The sequence below is a fragment of the Defluviitoga sp. genome (assembly GCF_035349255.1).
Classification (GTDB): Bacteria; Thermotogota; Thermotogae; order Petrotogales; family Petrotogaceae; genus Defluviitoga.
The window spans coordinates 45,397-70,196 of record NZ_DAOPSE010000004.1 but is presented as its reverse complement, the minus strand read 5'-3'; the positions used below and the strand labels follow the sequence as shown (position 1 = coordinate 70,196).

Below are 24,800 nucleotides of genomic sequence, written 5' to 3'. Positions count from 1 at the left end.
TATTGCAATTTAATTTGCTACAATTCATGAATTTCCGATATATAATTTTTTAAATCAATTTCTATCATAAAAGAACTTTTTGTGTCTTCTAATAGATAGGTTAATTTTTTATCTTTAAATTCTAAAAATTTAAAATTCTCTATATTTGTTAAACCTTCTCTAAAGTTACATAAATCTTTTACATGATCATAAATGGACATATTCCAACTTTCTTTATCCCAATTAAACGTTCTTCTACAATCAGGATCCCTTCCACCAAACATCCCTATTTCATCGCCATAATAGATAATTGGAATTCCCGGAAAAGTAAATTGAAGTGTAAACGCTATTTTAACTTTTTTATCGCTTTTAAGAATCCCTCTTATTCGACTTGTATCATGACTTCCTAACATGTTCCAACATCTATTAAATCTAAGATGTTCTTTGTAACTTAGATTTTGCACAAAAGTATGAAGATCTATTGTCCCCTTCAGTAAGTTGATCACGTTATCTCGAAAAATATAATCCATCGCTCCATCGAAGGGATATTTTTCAAGTAGTTCATAAGGTAATCCCCAATATTCTCCAATTACAAATATATTTGGATTTATTCCTTTAGCTTCATTAATTAATTCTGAACAAAAATCAGGTTTGATGCACCAAGGCATGTCGAATCGCCAACCATCAATTCCTTTAGAGGTCCAGAATTTTACTACCTGTTTCAAATAATCTAATAGATCATTATTATCATGATTTAATTTTGGCAAATAATAAATTCCAGCATCTTCATAATTTGGATTAGGGAATCTTTTTATTGGAAAACCGTGGATATGGTACCAATTCCAATATTGTGAGGTCTCACCATTAATTTCACAATCTTTAAATGCCCAGAAACGGTCGCCAGTATGATTGAAAACGCCATCTAATAATAATTTCATGCCGTCATCATGCAAAGACTTCAATAGATCTTCAAAATCATCCATGTTACCGAAGTTAGGATCTATTCTCATGTAATCTTGAGTATCGTACTTATGTGGAGATGGGGCTAAAAAAATTGGTGTCAAGTAAATGCAATTTATTCCCAATTTTTTTAAATAAGGAATTCTATCTTTTATTCCTTTTAAGTTACCTCCAAAATGATCCCTTCTTGTAGGTTTTTCACCCCAATTTTTATATTTTTTTTGATTATTGTTGACTTTATTAAAACGATCGGGAAAGATTTGATAAATTATCGTATTATCTCTACTCAACAATCCTCACTCCTTTAAACCTGAAGTTGATATTCCTTCAATAAAATATTTTTGGGCAATTATAAAAACAATTAAAGAAGGTAATATTGAAAAAATAGTTGCGGCTGATAGTAATTCCCATCTAATACCGTATCTTCCTTGAAAATATGACAAACCTACTTGAATAGTTCGCATTTTTTGAGAATCTGTGATTATTAAAGGCCATAGAAAATCATTCCAAGCAAATAAAAATGAGAATAAAATGTTTGTTACCATTACTGGTTTTGAAAGTGGCAAAACTATCTGGAAAAACAGTCTAAACAAACCACAACCTTCCAATCTAGCAGATTCTTCTATGCTACTTGGTATTGACAGGAAAAATTGTCGAAAAAGGAAAATAGCAAAAACACTTACTGCTCGAGGAACAATTAAAGCAGTATAAGTATCATACCATCCAAGGTTTTTTATTGTCAAAAAGTTGGGAATCATTTTGACGGAATCTGGTATCATCATTGTGATTAAAAAAATAATAAATAGAGCATCTTTAAATTTAAACCTAATCTTTGCAAAAGCATAACCAGCCATTGCTGAGAAAAGAGTCTGAAAAATAACTATGCCCAAAGACATAATTGTACTATTGAAAATATACCTAGCAAAAGGAACAGCGTTCCATGCTTCAATATAATTCTCAAAATAAAAATGCGTAGGAAATAACAAGGGAGCAGAAAAAATCTTTCCTGGTGGCTTTAAAGAGGTAGTAACGAGCCATAAAAAAGGCATTATAGAAATGAAAGCACCGATCACTAGAAAAATATATAAAAACACATTTTTTATAGAAAAAGATTTTTTATGCGACATTTTTAACCCCTCCACCTGTATATTTCCATTGAACTATAGATAAAAAGAAAAGAATAACAAAAATTATTAGCGCGATCACAGAAGCATAACCTAGATTAAAATACTTAAAAGCATGTCTATATAGCAAAAATCCCAATACATCAGTAGCCCCTATTGGGCCTCCGTTAGTCATAGTATATATTAAATCAAAAACTTGAAACGATTCAATAAAACCAGTAATTATTAAGAACAGTGATGAAGGTAATAAGAGAGGTAATTTTATATATCTGAAAAGATGCCATACGTTTGCCCCATCAACTTCAGCTGCTTCTAAATAACTTTTTGGAATATCTTGTAAAGCAGCTAAATATATCACCATACAAAAACCTATTCTTTTCCAAATTCCGACGATAGAAACTGAAAAAAGAGCCCAAGATGTGCTGTTTAACCATTGTGGCCCATTAATATTAAAATAGCCTAGTATTTTATTAATCACCCCATTGTAGGGATCAAACAAATACTTCCATGTAATCCCTGAGGCAACACTTGGTGTCACAACTGGAATAAAGTAAAGTAATCTAAATAAGGATTTCCCTTTAAGGTCTTTATTCAATGCCAATGCAATTAATAAACCTATGATCATCGAGAGAAAAGTAACTAACGAAGAATATATTAAAGTGACGATTATCGAGTTTCTCAATTCTGGATCCTTAAAAGCCATAATGTAATTGTTAAATCCTACAAATTCTTTATTTGGACTGAATCCATTCCAATTAAAAAAGCTCAAAAAAAACGAATAGAATGCTGGAAACAAATTAAAAACAAAAATAATTATAATTGAAGGAATTAGAAAAATAGCCAATGAAAATCGTTCTTTTTTGAAAAAGAGGTGGGTCTGCGACCCACCCGTTTTTTTTGACATTCAATCACTTCTTTCCCAACAACAAATCTACTTGGGATGCGGCTTCATTAAGTACTTCTTCAGGTGTCCCTTTTTTATATACTGCACTTATAATAGCTTTTGATACTATATCAGAAACTTGAGGATATTCTTTAATAGGAGGTCTAGCATGTGAATATTGCTGTACTTCTATAAACGGCAATAACAATCTATTTGTGTTTTTAATATATGCATTATAACTTTCATCAGTTGCCACAGATTTCTTTACTGGAATAAAACCAGTTGCTTTATCCCAATCTATCTGAACTTCTGTACTGGTAAACCATTTTACAAATTCCCAGGAAGCAGCTTCTTTTTCTTTAGTAGTGTTGAAAATAAATATCTGTTCCCCTCCCATGTTAGTGGCAGGGACACCATTTTCAGGGTAAGGAAAAATAGCGCTACCTAATTCGAAATTTACTTGAGCTGGGAAAAATTGTGTCATCCAAGATCCATCCATAACCATGGCAGCTTCACCACGACTGAATAGTCCCCAAGGAGCTATTGGTGAAATCTTATGAGTATTAGTTAAATCAACCCAAAATTGAAGGGCTTGAACTCCAGCTTCAGAATTGAAAGAAGATTTTCTATAATTAGAGTTGGGATCCAGAAATTCTCCTCCAGCCTGCCAAAGAAAAATTTGCCACTGCCAAGTTGTACCTTCTCCTCCATCTAAATATAACTCGTAACCAAATTTTCCTGTTTTTTCTTTAATAATTATTCCAAACTCAACGAGTTCGTCCCACGTTTTTGGTGGTTTTTCTGGATCTAAACCTGCTTTCTTGAAGAGATCTTTATTCCAAAACAACCCAAGGTTACTAGAACTTACTGGGATACTAAAAAGCTTATCTTCGACTTTGCCATAAACTAAAGTATTTTCATAAAAATCATTTAAATCATAGTTATATTTTTCCACAAAAGGCATTAAGTCGATGACTTTTGCAGTATCAAGTATTAAAGGCATGCCGATAATATCTGAAATCGCAAGATCTGGAGTTTGTCCTGACAGTATTGAAAGTTGAATCTTTGTTAGCAAATCTGATCCAGGTATAAAAACAGGTTGAACTTCAATGTTAGGATGAGAAGCATTAAATTCTTTTACTAAAGATTCTAATTTTTTTCCATTCTCTCCATCCCAATAGTGCCAAAAAACTAACTCTGTCTTAGCAAACATAAAAACACTAAAAATTGCAATAACTAAACATAAAAACGCTTTTTTCATTTTCTCTCTTCCTCCTTTTGATTTATTTGTTCCATTTGCACTTCTTGATTTTTCAAATTCCATAACTACGCTGAATTTCTTCTAATTACCAAAGGATCAAATTTAACGGACTTTCTTGAAGACATAGAAAACTTCGAATTCATTTTGTCTAAAAGAATATTTGTAGCTAATTGACTCATTTCTTCAATAGGTTGTTTGATAGTTGTTAGTCCAATGTCTTCTGTCCAAGGCTGACCATCTACACCAACTATAAAAATATCTTTTCCAACTTCCAAATTAAGGTTATTAGCTGCCAAAATTAATCCATAACCAAATAAATCCGTAGTTGCAAAAAATCCTACCGGAAATTTTTGAATCCTTTTCAAGATCGACATTGCCTCATTCAATGCATAGTGTAAGTTTAGTTCACTATGAAAAACTTTTTTGGAAGAAAAAGTTAGATTATTTTCTTTTAAAACTTCTTCAAAACCCTCAATTCTTTTTTTAAAAACACCTGAAGTGAAAATAGTATCAGGTTCTATAAAAGTCATAACATATAAATTGGTTGTTTTTTCAAGTAAAATTTTCGCAGCGATTCTTCCAATAAGATGATTATCTATATAAACACAATCATAAAAATTTGATTCCATATCTATCAAGACAACAGGTTTTTCTGTAGGAACTACTCCATCTTTAAATAACTTTTGAACAGGAAGCGAAGACATAAGGATTCCATCAGAATGATATAGAATAGAGCTTTTTTCTAAGAATTTTTTTAACCGATATTCTGAAAGTAAAGGAAATATAGAACTTTCATAATTATTTTCTATCAATACACAATCAACTGAGTTAATCAGTCTATCATAAAAATCTGTCCTTATCATAGGGACTACTATCGATATAGAATTAGTTTTTCCTGAAACAAGTCCTCTAGCGTAGGTGTTTGGAACATATCCAAGAGTTTCAATCGCCTTAAGAACCTTTTGCTTATTTTCTTTAGAAACGTTTTTTTCACCATTTATAACTCTTGAAACGGTTCCAACTGATACATTAGCTTCCTTTGCTACATCTTTAATAGTAACTCTGGACATAATTTACCTCCTTTTTGAAACGTTTCAATTTATTAAATACATTATATCTTTTCTTACTAAAACAGTCAAGAATGATTTCCACCGATTAGACAACTTTATACTGAAACACGGAGATTTAGAGTTAAATAAAAATTAATTTCTTTGTTTTCGTGGATTTTTATCAAAAATTTTTTCATAGTAAATATATTTTTGTGTTAGAATTAAGATACGATATTAATTACTTACTTATCTAAAAGACGTACATTTAAGAGGTGATGTTAAATGTGGGAGGAAGTTAAAAACGTTGATTCAGAAGTTTACGATATATTGTTAAAAGAACTCAAAAGGCAAGAATTTGGTTTGGAGTTAATTGCTTCAGAAAATTATGTTTCAAAGGCTGTTTTACAAACTATGGGAAGTATATTTACTAATAAATACGCAGAGGGTTACCCTCGAAAAAGATATTATGGTGGTTGTGAATTTGTTGATGAGGTAGAAACATTGGCTATTGATCGAGCTAAAGAACTTTTTCATGCTAGATATGCAAATGTTCAGCCTCATTCAGGTTCTCAAGCAAACATGGCAGTCTACTTTTCACTTATGAAACCAGGAGACACATTAATGGGAATGTCTTTAAATCACGGAGGTCATTTAACTCATGGTGCGCCTGTAAATTTTTCTGGAATGTTATATAACGTAGTAACGTATGGTGTAGAAGAAGAAACCGAGATAATTAATTATGACGAGGTAGAAAAATTAGCAATTTCTTCGAAACCTAAAGTTATTGTTGCTGGTGGAAGCGCATATTCTCGTATTATTGACTTTAAAAGATTTAGAGAAATAGCAGACAAAGTTGGGGCCTATCTTGTTGTTGATATGGCTCATTTTTCTGGATTAGTGGCTGCAGGGATTCACCCTAATCCAATTGAATATGCCCACGTTGTAACCTCTACTACACATAAAACACTCAGAGGTCCCAGAGGAGGTCTCATCTTAACTAATGATAAAGAGCTTTCTAAAGAAATAAACAAAACAATTTTTCCAGGAATGCAAGGTGGTCCTTTGGAACATATAATTGCAGCAAAAGCAGTTGCTTTCAAAGAAGCTATGAGTGAGGATTTTATAATCTATCAAAAACAGGTTGTGAAAAATGCTAAAAAATTAAGCGAAGAGCTTTCAGAAAAGGGTTTAAAAATTGTTTCTAACGGAACAGATACTCATCTATTTTTAGTTGATCTATCAAATCTAAGCATCTCTGGTAAAGCCCTGGAAAAAGCCTTGGGAGAATGTAATATAACAGTCAACAAAAATACTATTCCAAAAGAAACTCGCCCTCCTTTTGTTACTAGCGGAATAAGAGTTGGAACTCCGGCCGTAACTACTAGAGGTATGAAAGAAAAAGAAATGACAAAAGTAGCTGAATTAATAATAAAAGTTACAAAGAACATTCAAGATGAGGAAGGAACACTTGACAAAAATCTAGTTAATGAAATAAAGAGTGAGGTATTATTCCTTAGCCAAAGCTTTCCTATGTATGCAGATCTTTTGGAATAAACGTTTTTATTTTAAATTTAATTAAATTTAAGTAGATTATCAATAAAGATATTTTTCAACTAAATCATGCAGAATTTCACGAGCGACAGGAGCTGCGGTTGAAGCACCCATACCACCATATTCAACAAATACAACTATTGAATATTGAGGTTCTGTTGTAGGTAAAAATCCTGCAAACCATGAATGGGAATGCTTTTCTTTGTCAATTTGAGCAGTTCCTGTTTTTCCTGCTACAGTTATTGGAAAATCTTTAAATGCGTCATAGGCGGTACCTTTTTCGTTTGATTCTCCATCATAAGTCGTAGCTTCAATCATCCCTTGGTAGATGTATTGCAAATATTCTTTGTTCATTTCATAAGAATCTATTAAGATAGGTTCATATTCGTTCACTACATTTCCAAAAATATCTTCTTCCTTCATAAACAAATTAAATTTATAATAATTACCTCCTGTTGCTATTAGGTTATACATCCTTAAAATTTGTATAGGAGTCATAGTTGTTGCACTCTGACCGATATAAACTCTCAATGTTTCTCCAGGATACCAAACTTCGCCTAGATTTTCAAGTTTCCACTTTCTTCCAGGGAAATTTCCACTTTTTTCATAAGGAAGATCTATCCCTGTGGGTTCTACCAATTGGTACTCATGAGCATATTCTTCTAAATAATCAATACCTAGTCTTTCACCTAACCAATAGTAGTAGCTGTTGACAGACGATCTAATTGACTTAACTAAGTTAGTCTCTCCATGTCCTAAAGGATTCCAATCTTCTAGTTGATCTATGATTTCCCCTTTGGAATTTCTCAAATAATATATACCTGTTGAATTAATAGTAGCATCCGGTGAGATTCCAGCTTCAAGAGCCGCGTAAGCAACAAAAGGTTTAATAATAGATCCCGGCGGATAATATGCTGAAATACATCGATTAACTAATATTTTATTTGGATCATTTAGTATTTTTTTGTATTCAAGATTATCCATTCCTTCAGAAAACTTATTTGGATCAGGTGAAGGATAACTTACAAATACCAATATTTCACCAGTATTTGGATTAGAAATTATTATTGTTCCATTATGATTATATTTTTTCATATAATCATATGCCTTTATTTGCAGATCTAGATCTATACTTAAAACTATGTTGTTCCCAGGGATGGGATAAGTTTTTTCTATTAATTGGGTAGTTCCTTTACTTGAAGACATAATCGACATTTTGTATCCATAATTCCCCCGTATTTTCTCATCATACACCAATTCTAGCCCTGTTCTCGGATATCCTTCGTTATCAACATACCCCAAAATGTGATACAATGACTCATGAGCATACCTTCTGATAAGCTTTTCTTGAACTTTTAGGTTTGGATCAATGTCAGCTATTTTTAATGCCACAACAGAATTTATATTCAAATTAACTTTTTTTTGAAAGTTTAATTTATCAATGACCATGTAAGGATTATCAACAACATCTTTTAAGATGGAGTATAATTTTTCCTCGGTGTCTTCTTCTAGGATGTTTCCTGAATTTGTTATTTGATAAATTGTTTCATTCCAAGCCAAAAGTTTCCCATTTCTATCATATATTTTTCCCCTTTCAGGTGGTTCAATAAAAATCTTGGTACTCAAATCTTGAACCTTTAAAGTATACTCCTCCCAGTCAATAACCTGAAGCTGAAAAGAGCGTAAAAATATCAAACAAAAAGAAATTAAAAATACCACAAACAAAAATTTAACTCGTTTCTCTTTCATTTACAATCAACCTCATGTTTACAAAATAAACTATTATCATTATAATCATGCCAATTAATGATGAAAAATAAGACTTGGTCATTATACTTAGCGAGAAAGAAAGCACGCAAAAAATAATCAAAGCTTTAAAAAAATTCATTCTCATATTTTTAAAAAGAAAATTTAGCATCAAAAAAATACCAAAAAAAAGAATTGCTGAAAAATTTAACTCTAATCTTGTACTAAAATAAAAGATTGTATATAAGAAAGTATAGTAAAGAGGGAATATCTCAGAGTTTTCAAGTGCTATTATATAAACAACACAGATAGGAAAAACAAAAATTAAGGTTTCTCCTAACCATCTATCGAACGAGGCCGTAATTAATGCGAAAAGCAAATAAAAAACGTATTTCATAGATTCATCTCACTTTTATACTAAATTAATATGGGAAAATAAATACTACAAAGCTTTCGTTTCTGTATGGTTTAAAGAGGTAAAATTCTCCATATTTTGAAACTAAATCGCCAACCAGAAATGCAGCTTCTTCATTTTCGTTTCTATTTTTTAAGTAAAATGGAAAATCTAAAAAAAGCTTTAAATCATCATGCGGTAGTCTGTAATCGTCAGGTATTTCAACTAGAATATCTCCTCGATTTTCCTTTATCAAAACGTCTAAATTATGTATTCTACCAAAAAATCTTTGATTCCCCCAACCAACTTTTCTAACTAAAACGTTGTTAGAATAGACTTTTTCAACAAATCCAAGTAATACTCCATTTTCATTTACAACTAAGTAGTTTTCATTAATTTTGTCTCCGCTAGTTAATATTGTTAACGTTCTATTAGTTTCTTTTAAAATTATACCCCAAGGAATGCTCATATTTAAGTTTTTCACTTCTTTACTTTCAATTATAAAAAAAGGTTCTTCTTCTACAATATGCATAATACTTTTTAACTTATCTTCAGTTAAACTTCGAGATTCAATCTTTGAGTATAAATTTGAAAACAAAAAATCACAGGGAAACATTAGGGTTTCCACAACGTTTAGGGCATTTGAGAATAAATTGAATAAAATTGAAACAAAAATTATTACAGCCAAAAAAAATAAACTCGAATTTTTCATTTTATAACTTCTAAAGTGTTCTCAAAATATTTATCTTATCTATTATTAACCCTGCTCCCCGTGCCACACAGGTAATTGGATCATCAGCTACAATAACTCTAATAAAAGTTTCTTTCTCAATTAGCTCTTTCATTCCTTTAATCATTGCTCCTCCACCAGCGAGGAAAATTCCTTTATTAACAATATCGTATAATAATTCAGGAGGAGTCTCTTCAATAGCTGACTTAATATTTTCAATTATTTTATTTACTGAGTTTTTTATTGCTTGCCTAATTTCATATCCTGAAACCTGGATAGTTTTTGGTAAACCTGATAATACATCCAATCCTACTATTTCTAAGCTTAATTTATTATACTCTTCAGTATCAAAAACATTACCTATTTCCATTTTTATTCTCTCGGCAGTTTTTTCACCTATAATTATATTGTATCTCGTTTTTATATAGTCCATTATTTCTAGATCCATTTGGTCTCCAGCAACTCTTAGAGACCTTGACAATACAATATTTCCAAGAGAAATAATAGCTATTTCTGTTGTACCGCCTCCAATATCAACAATCATATTTCCAGATGGTTCTTCTACATCCAAACCTGCTCCAATAGCTGTCGCCATTGCTTCTTCTATCAAGAAGGCTTTACTTGCCCCGGCATCTAATGCGGCTTCTCTTAAAGCACTCTTTTCAACTTCTGTTGCGCCAGTAGGGACTCCTACCACAACTACCGGTTTCAAAACTACAAAATTTCCAACTGCAGCATTTATGAAATATTTTAACATTGCAACTGCTATGTTATAATCTGCAATTACTCCTTCTTTTAAAGGTCTAATAGCAAAAATATTAGCTGGGGTCTTTCCTATCATCTTTTTAGCTTCACTACCGACACAAATTATCTCTCCATTTTCTTTATTTATAGCGATAACCGAGGGCTCATTTAAAATTACTCCTTTTCCTTTCATGTAAACGATTGTATTGGCAGTACCTAGATCTATGCCTAGGTAACTTCTCATATAAGATCTCATGCTATAAAAAATCCTCCTTAAATTTTTATCTAAAATAAATTTTTCATGATCAATTTATTTTATCAATTTATTCTATTGACTTTAAATAAAAACTCACTCGGCATCAATAATATTAAATTCTAAAAGATTCGTTATTATTTAAATCTTTATATTAAGAATTCTAGGTTATTTAGTTTATCTATATTAGTATAACACAGAAATAATATTTTTGAGATTTTAGCAACATAAATTTAAATTAAAGTGATTGACAAAGTTAGGCAAAAAGTTTATAATATTAAACAGATAGTTTAATATATAATATTTTTAAAATTTAATATTTCTATAGGAACACCATATTTGGAGGTATTTTTATGAAGATTGGTGAAAAGATTAAAAGTTTGAGAATTATGAGAAATATGACTCAGGAAGAACTGGCAATAAGATCAGATTTAACAAAAGGTTTTATTTCTCAAGTAGAAAGGGACTTAACTTCTCCAACCATTGAGAGTTTAGAGATGATTTTGAGAGCCCTTGGAACAGACTTAAAAGAATTTTTCTCAAACTTAGAAAACAAAGAAAAAGTGGTTTACACAAAGGAGGATAGAATTCCTATATATGACACACCTGAAGGAGTATGCGAAGAGCTTTTGTTAACAGCCAGCGATCCAAAAAACATAGAACCATCATTTATAATACTTGATCCAGGAAAGTCAACAGAGATAGAGAAACCTCATGAAGGTGTAGAATTCGGATTCATTATTGAAGGCACAATAGAGCTTCATTTAAACAAAGAAACTTATATAATTGAAAGTGAGGAGTGTTTCTTTTTTACGCCAAACAAAAAACACTACATAAAGAACAGAAGCAAAAGTCAAAAGGCAAAGTTTCTTTGGATAGAAATTTTTTAAAGGAGGAGTGAGAGATGGCAAAATCTTTAGGTAGACATTTGATAGCAGAGTTATACGACTGCGACGAAGAAATACTCAACAATGTTTCAGAGATCGAATACCAAATGACGAAAGCAGCTATTGAATGTGGAGCAACAATTGTAACATCCACCTTTCACCGCTTTTTACCTCACGGAGTAAGTGGTGCAATAATAATTTCAGAGTCTCATTTAGCTATTCATACGTGGCCAGAATACAAATATGCGTCGTTAGATATTTACACTTGTGGCGAGTCTGTTGACCCATGGGTAGCTTTTAATTATTTAAAAGATGCTTTTAAATCTCGTAGACAAGACGCTGTGGAATACAAACGTGGGGTATTTGAGTCTATAGGTGTCCCTGATAATTCACGACATAAGGTTGAGGTGAAATAATGTCGGAAAAGGTTTATCCACCGTTTATTTTCAACGAGTACGACAAAGTGAATAAATATGGTATCTTTATGAATGTCGACCACGTTATCTATTCTGAACAGACCCAATATCAAAGGATAGATATATTTGAAACAAAGGCATTTGGGAAAGTGTTTACGTTAGATGGTATAACAATGACCAGGGATTCAGATGAATTTGTATACCATGAAATGATCTCTCACGTTCCTCTATTTCTCCACGAAAACCCAAGGAAAGTGCTTGTAATTGGGGGAGGAGACGGCGGAACTGTTAGAGAAGTTTTGAAACACTCTTCTGTAGAAAAAGTTGTCATGTGCGAGCTTGATAAAGGTGTTGTTGAAGCGACTAAAAAGTATTTACCCAATTTATCTTATGAACTAAGTAATCCTAAAGTTCAACTTGTATTTGAAGATGGTAGCAAATTCATAAAAAACTTTAAAAATGAATTTGATGTAATAATAATTGATTCAACTGATCCAACTGAAGGTGGTGGAGGTGCTCTTTACACGAAAGAATTTTATGAAGACTGTTTAGAAGCCCTCACTGAAAATGGTGTTTTCACGGCACAAACTGAAGAACCATTCATGGAAAAAGAATGGATGGTTAAGGCCTATAAACGAATCAGCTCTGTATTTAACATTGCAAAACTATATATGGGATTTGTTCCGGAATATGCACCTGGTACATGGACATGGACATTTGCATCTAAAAACATCGATCCAATAAAAGACTTTGATCCTGAGAAGGTTAAGAACTTTGAAAAAGAACTGAAGTACTATAACGAGGAGATACATATAGCTTCGTTTGCGTTACCTAACTTTGTGAAAAAGTTGATAGACGGCATCTAAAAACTTCGCTAAGAATTTAGCGAAGTTTTTTTATTGTTATATTACATAGATCTTTTCGCTATCGAAGTATTCTTCAAGAAACGAAACTACAAAGTTCAACATTTCTTCTTTAATGTCTTCAGGATACGATGCAACATTTTCAATTGTTTCATAAGGAAAGAAAACTACCGATGAATCAGAAAATCGTTTCATTCTCCGCAAATAATTAACAGGTATTCTGAAAACCCCAACAGTAATCGAATTGATTAGTTCTAAATTTATTCTAGAAACAAGATATTTCAAAAACTCATAGTAAGTATTTCTCCAGGTTTTTCCCGTGTATATAAGAGGATCCAAGGCTAAATTTATTTTCCAATTTTTCTTTAAAAGATTAGACGTAGCAGTTAGTCTTGCTTCTAAATTAGGGGTCTTTTTTTCAAATTTATTGATAACTTCTTCTGGAGATATACTCCAAGATAATTCCAAATTACTTATTGGATCATAGTTTGTAAACTTTTTCCAATTTGCACTTTTCGTTCTGATTTCTATAGTAACACCTTGATTTTTCTTTGCAAAATTGTACCATTTATTAAAGAATGGATAAATACCTTCAAAAACTAGGATATCGGAATCATAGGAAATACTCAAATATACCTTATTTTTTTCTGAGATAAGGATATTAATTTTTTCAAAATAATCTTCAAGATTAACAAAGAAGACTATATGAGAGGACAGATTCATGCCTTTCAAATAACAATAATCACATTCAAATATACAATTTAATATAAAATTAGTATAGTAAAAGTTCTCTTCTTGAAAATTATGACATAGTCTTGAACCTTTATAAAAAAAACCTTCTTTTTTTTCCGCAAGAATTAAAGAAGGAGATAATTTCTGTACGTATGGATTTTGATTTTTTCTTGAAAATATTTCATTATAATTTTCTATAGCTACAACTTTGCTTTTAGAAAACTTGTTAAGTATGTATTGAGTTATTGGATAATCGAAAGCTCTTTTTTCCACATATATATGAGAAAATTTTCTAGCTATATAATTTTTGTTTGATTTGATCAAAAATTGCATTCCTTTCTTTTGAATTTTTTGGTTTAATGATTAAAAACTCTTCTAAAAAGGATGGCTCACAACCTTTATTAGCTTTATAAAAACAGTAAGCATTTTTTAATTGTTCTTTCTGTGAAAACGTCAAATTCAAAGAAATAGAAAGCATTTCTATGAATTCTGAGTCTCTCTTTTGAAAAAGCATCTGATAACTTTTAAGGAAAAGAACTGTTTTATCAATAAAATCCACTACTTTATTGATGTTTTTATCGACTATCTCCAAAACGAATTGCTTAGACAGTTTTTCGTTGTTTTTTTTGTATGCCAAATCAGAAACTATTTTGACAACATAAATTTGATGAGTGTTTAAAAATTTTGAAGAGATCTTAAAAGCACTTGAAGCTTCCATATCTACTAAAGCTTCAAGAAAATCAAATTTTTGATGCAAATGATCGATACTTTGTATCGTTTCTTCTTCTAAATCATATTCCAACAAAATATCAGAAAAGAAACATTCTTTAGTCTCATAATCTAACACTTTATTACATAAAAACATTTCTCCAACTGTCAGCTCTTTTTTTAATGTGCCGCAAATACCAAAATTTAAAAAAAAATCTTCGTGATTGTAATTAATGTCTGAATCACTTAGTATATAGCTTGTTGCTGCAGCAGCATTTATCTTTCCTACCCCCGAAACAACTAATTTCATCTTCTCTGAGGAAAAAACTTCAAAAGGTTTATCTTTTACTTTCTTTAACTGATATTGCTTGATTAAACCATCAGCTTCTGGTCTTAAAGCAGTTAATATGTAAATCATGTGGATCACGTTCCTAGAATAATCTTTTTTCTTGGTAAATCGGGGTTTTTTCATATATATTAAAAGTTTCTTTTTCTTTACCAGTAAATAAAAGAGAAACTTCATAAGATTCATTTATTAAAAGAGAGATATTCACTTTTAATTCATCTCTATATTTTTTTAAAATTTCGTATTCTAACAACTCATTCTCAGAAAAGTTAAAAATTATACGATTGTCCTTAATTTCAATTTTGGAAGATAGTAAAGAAAAATAAATAGCTAAATTAGACTTTTTACTTCTGGGATTACTGAAAAAATTAAAAATTTTTACAATCACAGGATTATCAAATTTTTCACTTTTTGCCAATGTTTTATTGCTATCGAGTTCTTTATCTACATCAAATCCTGCAATTTTTTCGAAAGAAGCTACAGTATTCCTAGAACGCATGTTTTTAGTTAGAAAACTAATTATTTCTACATCAAAGGTTAATCTCCTGTTTTCACTATATTTTAAATCTTTGATAATATTATTAAACTCATTCATCATCTCAATTTCAAAAAAAGGATCTTCTTTCTCCTTGATTTTTTCAAAAAGATATTCTATAGATTCTTCTAATAATATCTCTGGATCTTTTCCTAATTTAAACAATTCTTCTGACTGCTCTAAAAAACCATCTATATCAGATTCTAAAATATTGTTTATAAATCTAACAATAAAGCTCTCATCGAACAACCCTAAGATATCCATTACGTCCTCAAAAAAAACTTTATCATCGCCAAATTTTTCAACTTGTTCAAACATGGATATTGCATCCCTCATACTACCTTTAGCTTTTCTTGAGATTATTTCTAAAGCTTTTTCTTCATATTGGATACTCTCCAAATCAGCGATTTTCTTTAATCCGAAGAATATATCTTCAGAAGACAAATTCTTAAAATTAATTAATTGAGCACGTGAAATTATCGTATCAGGAACTTTTTCTAAGTTAGTAGTTGCCAAAACAAATATAACATGAGCAGGTGGTTCTTCCAAAGTCTTTAAAAGTGCGTTAAAAGCTTCCCTGGTTAGCATATGAAATTCATCAATTATATAAACTTTATAATTTCCATATACAGGTAAATAATTCGTTGAATCTCGAATATTTCTTATTTCATCAATCCCTCTATTAGATGCTGCATCCAATTCAATGACATCTATGAAACTATTCTTATTTATTGAAATACAATTTTCGCATTCATTACACGGATTAAAATTAACCGGATTTTTACAATTTAATGCTTTGGCTAAAATTCTCGCAGTAGTTGTTTTTCCTGTTCCTCTAGGTCCAGAAAAAATGTATGCATGAGAGATTTCCCCTTTTTTTAAGGCATTGTGAAAATACTTCACAACATGTGGTTGACCTATTATATCTCCAAAGTCTTTCGGCCTATATTTTCTATACAAGTTACTATTCATAAATTTTACCTCCACTTACTACTCTCTTCTTAAAAAATAAATTAATTTACAGTGAATTGAAAAGCTTAATCATCTTATAGTATAACACATTCGGAAAATTTTTGAGGTTCTTGCAACAAGAAGTTAAATTAATTCTACTGAAAAGAAATAAAAAAAGTTTATAATATTAAACAAGAAGTTTAGTATTTCACTCATTCTACTCTTAAAATTATGGATTAATAGATCACTTTTTGTAATGTTCTATTAAATTGTACTTCCTTTTTCCAATCTTTATTATACTAAGTTGAGGTGAAAAAAATGCCAGAAAAAGTTTATCCGCCGTTTATTTTTAATGATTACGACAAAGTGAATAAATATGGTATCTTTATGAATGTCGACCACGTTATCTATTCTGAACAGACCCAATATCAAAGGATAGATATATTTGAAACAAAGGCATTTGGGAAAGTGTTTACGTTAGATGGTATAACAATGACCAGGGATTCAGATGAATTTGTATACCATGAAATGATCTCTCACGTTCCTCTATTTCTCCACGAAAACCCAAGGAAAGTGCTTGTAATTGGGGGAGGAGACGGCGGAACTGTTAGAGAAGTTTTGAAACACTCTTCTGTAGAAAAAGTTGTCATGTGCGAGCTTGATAAAGGTGTTGTTGAAGCGACTAAAAAGTATTTACCCAATTTATCTTATGAACTAAGTAATCCTAAAGTTCAACTTGTATTTGAAGATGGTAGCAAATTCATAAAAAACTTTAAAAATGAATTTGATGTAATAATAATTGATTCAACTGATCCAACTGAAGGTGGTGGAGGTGCTCTTTACACGAAAGAATTTTATGAAGACTGTTTAGAAGCCCTCACTGAAAATGGTGTTTTCACGGCACAAACTGAAGAACCATTCATGGAAAAAGAATGGATGGTTAAGGCCTATAAACGAATCAGCTCTGTATTTAACATTGCAAAACTATATATGGGATTTGTTCCGGAATATGCACCTGGTACATGGACATGGACATTTGCATCTAAAAACATCGATCCAATAAAAGACTTTGATCCTGAGAAGGTTAAGAACTTTGAAAAAGAACTGAAGTACTATAACGAGGAGATACATATAGCTTCGTTTGCGTTACCTAACTTTGTGAAAAATTTAATAGAGGATGTGTAAAAAATAAAAAACTTCGCTATGAATTTAGCGAAGTTTTTACAATTCCCTTTCTGAGGTTCGAACAAAAGAAATTTCTTGTAATTTACTTTCAATAATAGGTAGAATCTTTTCTTTATAACTTTCAATTATTTCTGTTTTTAAAAAAACATCTTCTGTAAATTTTTGATCCAAAAAGTATATACCTGGTTCTTTTGAGATCAATCGAAGAATTTGAGAATAATCAGAATAGTCACATCGTACTGCGTAGATATAAGTAGTTTCATATTCAGCTAGTTTTGAGTTTTTAATTAATTCTTCTGCACAGGTAGAGTATGCATCTATCAACCCTCTAATACCTAACTTTACTCCTCCAAAATACCTGGTTACAACAATGGCGACATTCGATAGATCAAATTTTTCTATTGTACCATATATAGGTTTTCCAGCAGTTCCTGAAGGTTCTCCATTATCTGAATAATGAAATAATTCTTGATCACCGTCTAAAATTTTATAGGCCCAGCAATTGTGTGTAGCGTTATTATATTTTTGAGTTATAACTTTTATAAAATTTTGGGCCTCTTCCAGGGTATTAACTTTTTGTGCATTTGCAATAAAAATTGATCTTTCTATATTAATAGAAGTTTCCTGAGACTCCTTAATTGAACGATATTTCATTATATTTACCTCTTAAAAATTCTTCTAATTGAGACTTTAGAAAATATAAAACACATATTTAAAAATGTTTTGGAATTAGAATTTTTTTTAAAATACAGCGTAATTTCAAGATTTTGTGAAATCTAAATTTTCTAATTTTTTAAGTTCAAAAGTCTCTAGTTTCTCACTAATTGTTTCTTTTAAGTTTCTTGAGTTACCCTGATTAAAAATAATGATAAAAAGAAACAAAATAATCCAAAAATCATAAGTATAATGATTTCTTTGTATATGTCAATTATCCCATATCCTAGCACTGTTAGCTTACGCCATGCATCTAACGAATATTTGACAGGAAAAATATAGGAGAATTTTTCTAAAAACCCACCCTTTGGGACTGGAATCAGCACATTTCCAAAAACGAACATTAATCCTATAACTGCGGTAACTAGAAATGAAGCAGCCTTAGCACTTTTTAAGAAGGATGAAAGTACTAAACCAAAGGCGGTAAAAGTAAATACCGATACAAATATTAATAAAAATAAATGCCAGCTTACAGCCAGTGAATGAACGCCCAAAAGCCTGAACATTCCCCATGAAAAAATTCCTATAACAAAACCAAATAGTAGATATGCCAGCAGCTTAGCAACGGTAAAAACTCTTATCGAAAGACCATTTGAAAGATATAAATCAAGCAATTTTGATTCTCTTGCTTGACCTAAAGAATTTGAGATACCAATCATTGAAGAAATGAGAATAGCTACTACAGCAACAATTGGCGCGAACATATCGTTAATTCCAAAACTGTCTGAGTCAGCTTCTACAAGTGTTTTGTCTTTAGCATTTGGTATTAACATCTTAATTTCCGGTTTAGGCCTAGTTTCATCAATCCCAATTCCACCACCTAACAGGAACTCAGTCGTAGATCCTACCCTTATTTCTGGAATTCCTGCTAGTTCATCAAACACAGCTTTAAAGGCTGTATAAATCATGAGGCTGTTCTGGATATTATGTGGGTTAGGAACTACATACAAAGACGTTTGAACCTTATTTACCAAATCATTGGCAAAACCTTTTGGAATTATGATAATTGAATCATAATTTCCTTGTTCTATTAGCCTGTTGAAATCTTCTTCAGTACTAATTTCCACAGTATTTTCAAAACTTAGAAATTGTTTTATAAGTAAAAATGTAAAGTTACCTAAAAAACTTTTATCTTGGTTATAAATAACCAAACTAAAGTTTTGCGTGAGGTTTTTGGGATAAAAGGAGGAACCTAAAAATGCTAGAATTGTGGGGACTATAATACTTAAGATTAACACTGCACGACTTCTGAAAATCTTTTTAATTTCGTACCACATCATTTTTAAGGATTTCATTTTATCCTCCCACTATAATACTTAGTCAATTTAAGAAATGAAATAAAAACAATTGAATTAATCAAACATTTCTGTCTTTGTAATATTTATTATCTTTTACTTTCAGTAACTCTCGTTCGCTTGTTTTAATATATTTACTATTTTCCTACACAAAAATTTGAGAATATCGTGTTGAGTAATTCTTCTGTATAATTTTCTCCCGTTAGCTCATAGATCTTTTCTAATGCTTTTCTTATATCAATCATTGCCACGTCGTTTGGAAAACCGCTCTCTAATGAATTGAGCGCTTTTAATAGATAAAGCTTTGACATTTCTAAAGTATTTTTTTGTCTCATATTAGTTAAAGTTGGTTCTTCAATATTAACCTTTTCAAAGTATAGTTCATAAATTTTATCTTCCAAGGATTTTATTTCCCTATTTTTTGCCGAAATAGTGACAATATCGTACTTTTTTTCAAAAAGTTTAGTAGGACAATTGCTTAATTTAAAATTTTCCGAATCTGATTTGTTGAGAACTATTATAACAGTTTTATTTTTTAAATCTTTTATTTTGCTATAAATCAATTCATCTTCATAATCAAAAGGAGTAGTTCCATCTAAAATAAACAGAATTAAATCAGATTCATCGATTGCATTTAAAGTTCTTTCAATTCCTATTTTTTCTATCTTATCTTCTGTACGCCTAATTCCTGCTGTATCAATGAGTTTTAACAAAATGCCGTTGATGTTCAAATTCTCCTCTATTGTGTCTCTTGTGGTACCTGGAATTTCAGTAACAATAGCCCTATCTTTCTTCAACAAAGCATTTAAAAGTGTACTCTTACCAGAATTTGGTTTTCCAACAATGACAGTTTTAACTCCTTCAACAGCAATAATTCCATTATCTGCTTCAGTTAATATTTTATCAATTTTTTTCATAATGTATAAAATCTTTTCTTTTAAATCTGACGAATTAATTTCTACTTCATCAGGATAATCCAATTCTACTTCTATCTCGGCTGCCATGTTCATCAATAGTCTTTTAAGTTCTTCGATTGCTTCAGAAAGCTGATTATCTTTTAATAATTTCAATGTTGCATTTAGGGAAAAAGGCGTTTCTGATTTAATTAAACTATTTATTGCTTCTGCTTTAATTAAATCCATTTTTCCATTCAATACAGCTCTTTTTGAAAATTCTCCAGGGAGTGCTTGACGTGCTCCTGACTTTATTACCGTTTTTAAAACATTATATGTAACTAATTTTCCACCATGGCAAAAAATTTCTAACATATCTTCTCCTGTATACGAATTGGGTTGTTTGTGGAACACCCAAGTGATTTCATCTACTATTTGATCCTCATCGTATACCCATCCATAATACATTTTTTTGGGCTTATATTTATTCTTTTTTAAGCTTTTGTTTATTATATTCGCTACTTCTTTTCCCGAAACTCTTACAACTCCTATAGCTCCCATCCCTAGTGGAGTCGAAATAGCGGCAATTGTATCATACATTAATCGATTCACCTCTTAAGAAAAAATATTTTCCATATATTCGATATCGTCTTTCGGTCCATAAGCAATCAATTCATTGCTATTTGGGTAATAAAAAGCTCTTCTTGAATGTTTATTGTATTTTTCCACTGTAGGTTTTACGTCTTCTAAAAATTTAAATGTGATAAACGAGTCTCCTATTTCTATTTCTCTTATACCTTCCATATTTGCCTTGACTCTAATTATCGCATATTTGAACAATTTTTCGACTTCATTAGGAAGTTTTCCATAACGATCCCTTACTTCTACTTTTATATCTTCAACCTCTTCAGGAGTTTTTGCTACAGCAATTCTTCTATAAATTCGCATTCGTTCGATTGAATTTGGTATATACTCTTCTGGGATAACAAGTGAACCTTTTATTCCTTTAATCTCTGTATAAGTTTGTGGCTTGAAATGTTCTTCAACATCTTTTATACCGTACTCAACGAGAGCCCTATTGAGCATTTCTTTATATAGATGTAATCCAACAGTGTTTATATGGCCTTTTTGTTCTAACCCTAATAGATCTCCATACCCTCTTATTTCCATATCCCTTAATGACAGTTTTAGTCCACTTCCAGGCTCGTTATATTGTTTTATAGCTTCTAATCTTTTCTTAGCTTCTAGAGTAAGTTCCTTTTTATATAAAAAGTAAGCAAATGCTCTTTTGTTTGATCTTCCTACTCTTCCTTTTAACTGGTATAACTGAGCAATACCGTATCTTTCTGAATCATCCACTATTAAAGTATTCACGTTTGGTATATCTATTCCATTTTCTAAGATAGTTGTGGAAAGTAGTAAATCTATCTTGCCAGAATAAAAATCATTCATAGTTTTTATAAAATCTTTTTTATGTGAACTTCCATGCACTACTCCTATCTTAACTTCTGGAATAAGTTTTTGTAAATTTTTGTAAATGGACTCAAGTTCCTGAATCCTGTTGTGAATATAAATAGTTTGTCCACCTCTAGCCTTTTCCCTCAAAACTGCTGTACGAACCAATTTATCAGAATATTCGCCAACGTATGTTTGGATAGGTAATCTTCCCAAAGGGGGGGTAGAAATAGTTGAAATTTCTCTAAGGCCACTTATAGACATATATAATGTTCGAGGAATTGGAGTAGCACTCATCATTAAGAAATTTACCCCTTCACTTAACTTCTTGAATTTTTCCTTTTGGAGGACACCAAACCTTTGTTCTTCGTCTATTATTACTAAACCCAATCTTTTTATTTGTAATGAGTCAGATAACAAGGCATGTGTGCCTATTATTATATCTATTTCTCCTTTTTTTATTTTATCAAAAATTATATCTTTTTCCTTAGGAGTTTTATGCCTGGTTGCCAATTCTATTTTTAAACCAAAAGGTTCCATTCTTTCTTTAAAACTTTCATAGTGTTGAGTGGCTAGTATAGTAGTTGGAGCAAGCAATAAAACTTGATAATTAGATACAACTGTTCTAAAAGCTGCCCTCATAGCTACTTCAGTTTTTCCAAATCCAGAGTCTCCTGCCAACAACCTATCCATTGGTCGTGGGCTTGCTAGATCTGCTAGTACCTCAGCAATACTTTTTTCTTGGTCAGGAGTTTCGATATATGGAAAACTTTCTCTAAATTTCTCTTCTAACTCTTTATCTCCAAATAATTGAATGCCTTTTTGATTTTCTCTCACTGCATATATCTGAAGAAGTTCTTTTATTTTTCTTCTTATTTGATCGTCTACTTTTTTCTTAGTTGACTTCCATTTTTTACCGTTTAAGGAAGAAATAGTTACGCTTGACGAGTCACCTATATATTTTGAAAGTTTATCTAGTCTTCCAACTGGAACGTAAACTTTTGCATTATTTGCATATTCTAAAGTAATATATTCACGCAATCCCATTGCAGTTTCAACTTTGTTTACTCCAAGATATATGCCAATTCCATAATCTTCATGAACGACTAAGTCGCCCTCTTTAAGATCTTCCCAGTCTAAAAGAGGTATGTAATCGATCCTGTTATCTTCTTTTTTAGTTTTTTTAAAGTATATTTTTTCTAATTTTAGCTCAGCTTCTTTGTAATTGATTTTATTTAAAATCTCTAAAGTATGACCAGAAAAAGTTTTATAGATTTTCCTTTTTAGCTCATTGTCACACATTTCGAAGTTTTCTCTTTCTTTTTCAACAAATGATTTGATTACTTCTTCTTTGTTCACAATGTAAATTTCACAATCTTTATCTAAATAACTCAAGATGCTATTTTTATCTTTATAAAAAAAAGAAGGAATGGAATTGAGATTATCCATCGAAATGCTGTTTTGTTTTGTTTCTAATACATATCGCGACATTCTTTCTACAAAAAGATCTATATTTTCATCATATTTTTGTATCTCTGAACCTGGTACTATTTCAAATTCCTTTAAACTCTTAATCGACCTTTGAGAATATATATCAAATAAAGTTACTCTATCTATTTCTGTGTCAAAAAGTTCTATTCTCACCGGTTCTTCATACAAGGGAATATAAATATCTCTAACGAAACCTCTTTTAGCATAATCTCCTGGCGAATTCACTTCTTCAGATAGAATGTATCCTAATTTATATATTTCATCACTGGATAAATCAAGTTTCTCTCCAATTTTATACTTCTTTATTATAAAATCTTTTTTGGGAACAGTAAATCGAGATAATGCACTTAAAGTAGTTAAAATTGTGACTTTTTTGTTTTTAGCTAAAGAATAAAGAACTTTTATTCTTTGGGCTTTAATGTTAGCCGATACATCTAAATTCTCAAAAGGGAATATATCAAAATCAGGATAAAATAAGCAATTCTCTACTTCATCTAATCCATAATAATAATTTTCTGGAATTATTATTAAAACTTGCTTATTTACTTTTTTTAACGATTCTATAAAGCTAAACAATTCGGTTGAAACCACTATTTAAATACCTCCTAAATCTTGCACCTTTTACTTCTTTTAAATTCTAACTTGAGTTTAGAGTAGCTACTCACTTCAAAACTTTATAAGATCTTATTTTTGTGAATTACATATTATATGTTTTGATTAACGAAGAAGAGTTACCCTCCTTATAGCCGCTTGCCTTCAATTCCCCTACACATAAATATTTTTTGATATTTTAGTAATTGATTTCATTTATCTTTAACTCTATCTTTTTTGTCGTATTTATTATTGGTCTAATCCGTATATTCTCAATATGAATAAGTGTAGAAGTGTTAGCAATCTTTTTACTACATATAGTTATACCAAATAAAATAGAATTTTCTGTTATAATTCTTTTAAAATTGTTGTTTATCCAGGAAACATCAAAACCTTCTACAAAAAAAATCTCCTTTTTCAAAGGAGGGATTTCTTTTATTTTCTCAAAGCTTTTTGTATCTTTGAAATTTATGGTAAATCTTAATATTTCGCTATCAATTTTTTTTAACTTAACCTCATGAAAATGTATTTTTGTATTTGTATCGATAATATGGATGTTTAACTTTCGTTCATTGTGCATATATAAATCAACGCCTCTTTCAAACGCTTAAAAGGTTCAAAAATATTGTATTTGTCAACATAAAACTTGATTTTTTTCAAAGCATTGGAATCGATAACTTTTGAAGCGTAAAATTTTAAACTCTTATTATCTCTTAATGGAATTACGCCTTCTTTTTCTTTTACTTCGAAACCTTTGTTATAACTTAACTCAACTATGTATACTAAAATCTTGTCTGTATCAACATAGTTTATGAGTTCCTGATCATCTGTGAAAACCAAATCAACGTCATATGGATTAAAAAGCTCCTCACTTCTGAGTATTTCATAAGCTAGATAATTTTTTAAATTATCTCCGTATATAATTTTTTGGATTTCTGAAGGCTTGAACGGTTCTGTATACTTAAAGGACACAGGAATTCCATTTTCATTTATAATAAGTAATCCTCCTGCATATTTTTCATCACTCGAAACATAAAGAGAAAAGTAACCTACCATTTTTTTCA

At 30.7% G+C, this 24,800-nt stretch carries 22 protein-coding genes; 5 read left to right on the top strand and 17 right to left on the bottom strand.

The features are described from left to right. Positions 1–17: 17 nt before the first annotated feature. The 5 genes from PKN74_RS02265 to PKN74_RS02245 all read right to left on the bottom strand — a co-directional run bounded on the left by PKN74_RS02265 (position 18) and on the right by PKN74_RS02245 (position 5,277). Positions 18–1,229 carry a glycoside hydrolase family 13 protein gene (locus tag PKN74_RS02265; RefSeq protein ID WP_472308182.1) on the bottom strand — a complete coding sequence of 404 codons (1,212 nt, stop codon included), beginning with the start codon at positions 1,227–1,229 and terminating at the stop codon, positions 18–20. A gap of 6 nt (positions 1,230–1,235) precedes the next feature. Next, positions 1,236–2,066, bottom strand: a complete 831-nt coding sequence (locus PKN74_RS02260) for a carbohydrate ABC transporter permease (protein WP_472308180.1) — start codon at positions 2,064–2,066, stop codon at positions 1,236–1,238. Beyond that, positions 2,056–2,967 (bottom strand): carbohydrate ABC transporter permease, encoded by a 912-nt coding sequence (locus PKN74_RS02255; protein WP_472308178.1) that lies wholly within the window; start codon positions 2,965–2,967, stop codon positions 2,056–2,058. Before PKN74_RS02255 ends, PKN74_RS02260 begins: the two co-directional genes overlap by 11 nt. Before the next feature lie 4 nt (positions 2,968–2,971). After that, on the bottom strand, positions 2,972–4,207 hold the full coding sequence (locus PKN74_RS02250; RefSeq protein ID WP_472308176.1) for an ABC transporter substrate-binding protein: 1,236 nt from the start codon (positions 4,205–4,207) through the stop codon (positions 2,972–2,974). Positions 4,208–4,272: 65 nt separating this feature from the next. Then, entirely contained in the window at positions 4,273–5,277 is a 1,005-nt protein-coding gene (locus PKN74_RS02245; protein WP_472308174.1) for a LacI family DNA-binding transcriptional regulator, read from the bottom strand. Positions 5,278–5,538: 261 nt separating this feature from the next. Here PKN74_RS02245 and glyA point away from each other — a divergent pair, with 261 nt between their 5' ends. After that, a complete protein-coding gene (gene glyA, locus PKN74_RS02240) occupies positions 5,539–6,810 on the top strand; it encodes a serine hydroxymethyltransferase (RefSeq protein ID WP_472308172.1) in 1,272 nt (423 codons plus the stop codon). 39 nt (positions 6,811–6,849) lie between these two features. Here the strand turns inward: glyA and PKN74_RS02235 are convergent, their stop codons facing one another. From PKN74_RS02235 to mreB, 3 genes are all read right to left on the bottom strand, one after another. Beyond that, positions 6,850–8,556: a penicillin-binding transpeptidase domain-containing protein gene (locus tag PKN74_RS02235; RefSeq protein ID WP_472308170.1), complete on the bottom strand. Its 1,707-nt coding sequence runs from the start codon at positions 8,554–8,556 to the stop codon at positions 6,850–6,852. Between the two features lie 419 nt (positions 8,557–8,975). Then, entirely contained in the window at positions 8,976–9,659 is a 684-nt protein-coding gene (locus PKN74_RS02230; protein ID WP_472308168.1) for a hypothetical protein, read from the bottom strand. A 10-nt stretch (positions 9,660–9,669) separates the two neighbouring features. After that, the gene (mreB, locus tag PKN74_RS02225) at positions 9,670–10,677 is read right to left on the bottom strand and encodes a rod shape-determining protein MreB (RefSeq protein ID WP_472308166.1); all 1,008 of its coding nucleotides are present in this window, start codon (positions 10,675–10,677) and stop codon (positions 9,670–9,672) included. 350 nt (positions 10,678–11,027) lie between these two features. Between mreB and PKN74_RS02220 the strand changes: the two genes are divergently transcribed. Genes PKN74_RS02220 through speE (PKN74_RS02210) form a run of 3 tightly spaced genes read left to right on the top strand, consistent with a single transcriptional unit; the run spans position 11,028 to position 12,843 of the window. Beyond that, entirely contained in the window at positions 11,028–11,564 is a 537-nt protein-coding gene (locus tag PKN74_RS02220) for a helix-turn-helix domain-containing protein (RefSeq protein WP_472308164.1), read from the top strand. Between the two features lie 14 nt (positions 11,565–11,578). Further along, positions 11,579–11,977 (top strand): adenosylmethionine decarboxylase, encoded by a 399-nt coding sequence (speD, locus tag PKN74_RS02215; protein WP_472308162.1) that lies wholly within the window; start codon positions 11,579–11,581, stop codon positions 11,975–11,977. After that, entirely contained in the window at positions 11,977–12,843 is an 867-nt protein-coding gene (speE, locus tag PKN74_RS02210; RefSeq protein ID WP_472308160.1) for a polyamine aminopropyltransferase, read from the top strand. Before speD ends, speE (PKN74_RS02210) begins: the two co-directional genes overlap by 1 nt. Positions 12,844–12,879: 36 nt before the next feature. Here the strand turns inward: speE (PKN74_RS02210) and PKN74_RS02205 are convergent, their stop codons facing one another. From PKN74_RS02205 to dnaX, 3 genes are read right to left on the bottom strand one after another with little or no spacing between them, the layout of a single operon-like run. Beyond that, on the bottom strand, positions 12,880–13,896 hold the full coding sequence (locus tag PKN74_RS02205; RefSeq protein ID WP_472308158.1) for a spore photoproduct lyase family protein: 1,017 nt from the start codon (positions 13,894–13,896) through the stop codon (positions 12,880–12,882). After that, the gene (locus PKN74_RS02200; RefSeq protein WP_472308156.1) at positions 13,865–14,698 is read right to left on the bottom strand and encodes a 5'-methylthioadenosine/S-adenosylhomocysteine nucleosidase family protein; all 834 of its coding nucleotides are present in this window, start codon (positions 14,696–14,698) and stop codon (positions 13,865–13,867) included. The genes PKN74_RS02205 and PKN74_RS02200 overlap by 32 nt, the downstream gene beginning before the upstream one ends. A gap of 13 nt (positions 14,699–14,711) precedes the next feature. Then, a complete protein-coding gene (dnaX, locus tag PKN74_RS02195; RefSeq protein ID WP_472308154.1) occupies positions 14,712–16,133 on the bottom strand; it encodes a DNA polymerase III subunit gamma/tau in 1,422 nt (473 codons plus the stop codon). A gap of 297 nt (positions 16,134–16,430) precedes the next feature. Here dnaX and speE (PKN74_RS02190) point away from each other — a divergent pair, with 297 nt between their 5' ends. Next, positions 16,431–17,297 carry a polyamine aminopropyltransferase gene (gene speE / locus PKN74_RS02190; protein ID WP_472308152.1) on the top strand — a complete coding sequence of 289 codons (867 nt, stop codon included), beginning with the start codon at positions 16,431–16,433 and terminating at the stop codon, positions 17,295–17,297. A 36-nt stretch (positions 17,298–17,333) separates the two neighbouring features. Here the strand turns inward: speE (PKN74_RS02190) and PKN74_RS02185 are convergent, their stop codons facing one another. The 6 genes from PKN74_RS02185 to PKN74_RS02160 form a co-directional block, all read right to left on the bottom strand. Beyond that, positions 17,334–17,951, bottom strand: a complete 618-nt coding sequence (locus PKN74_RS02185; RefSeq protein ID WP_472308150.1) for an IMPACT family protein — start codon at positions 17,949–17,951, stop codon at positions 17,334–17,336. A gap of 179 nt (positions 17,952–18,130) precedes the next feature. Then, positions 18,131–19,306 (bottom strand): ABC transporter permease, encoded by a 1,176-nt coding sequence (locus PKN74_RS02180; protein WP_472308148.1) that lies wholly within the window; start codon positions 19,304–19,306, stop codon positions 18,131–18,133. 137 nt (positions 19,307–19,443) lie between these two features. Beyond that, positions 19,444–20,799, bottom strand: coding sequence for a tRNA uridine-5-carboxymethylaminomethyl(34) synthesis GTPase MnmE (mnmE, locus tag PKN74_RS02175; protein WP_472308146.1), 1,356 nt, complete (start codon positions 20,797–20,799; stop codon positions 19,444–19,446). A gap of 15 nt (positions 20,800–20,814) precedes the next feature. Further along, the gene (locus tag PKN74_RS02170) at positions 20,815–23,736 is read right to left on the bottom strand and encodes a DEAD/DEAH box helicase (protein ID WP_472308144.1); all 2,922 of its coding nucleotides are present in this window, start codon (positions 23,734–23,736) and stop codon (positions 20,815–20,817) included. 199 nt (positions 23,737–23,935) lie between these two features. After that, entirely contained in the window at positions 23,936–24,316 is a 381-nt protein-coding gene (locus PKN74_RS02165; protein WP_472308142.1) for a hypothetical protein, read from the bottom strand. Then, entirely contained in the window at positions 24,295–24,792 is a 498-nt protein-coding gene (locus PKN74_RS02160) for a hypothetical protein (RefSeq protein ID WP_472308140.1), read from the bottom strand. Before PKN74_RS02160 ends, PKN74_RS02165 begins: the two co-directional genes overlap by 22 nt. Positions 24,793–24,800 lie beyond the last annotated feature (8 nt).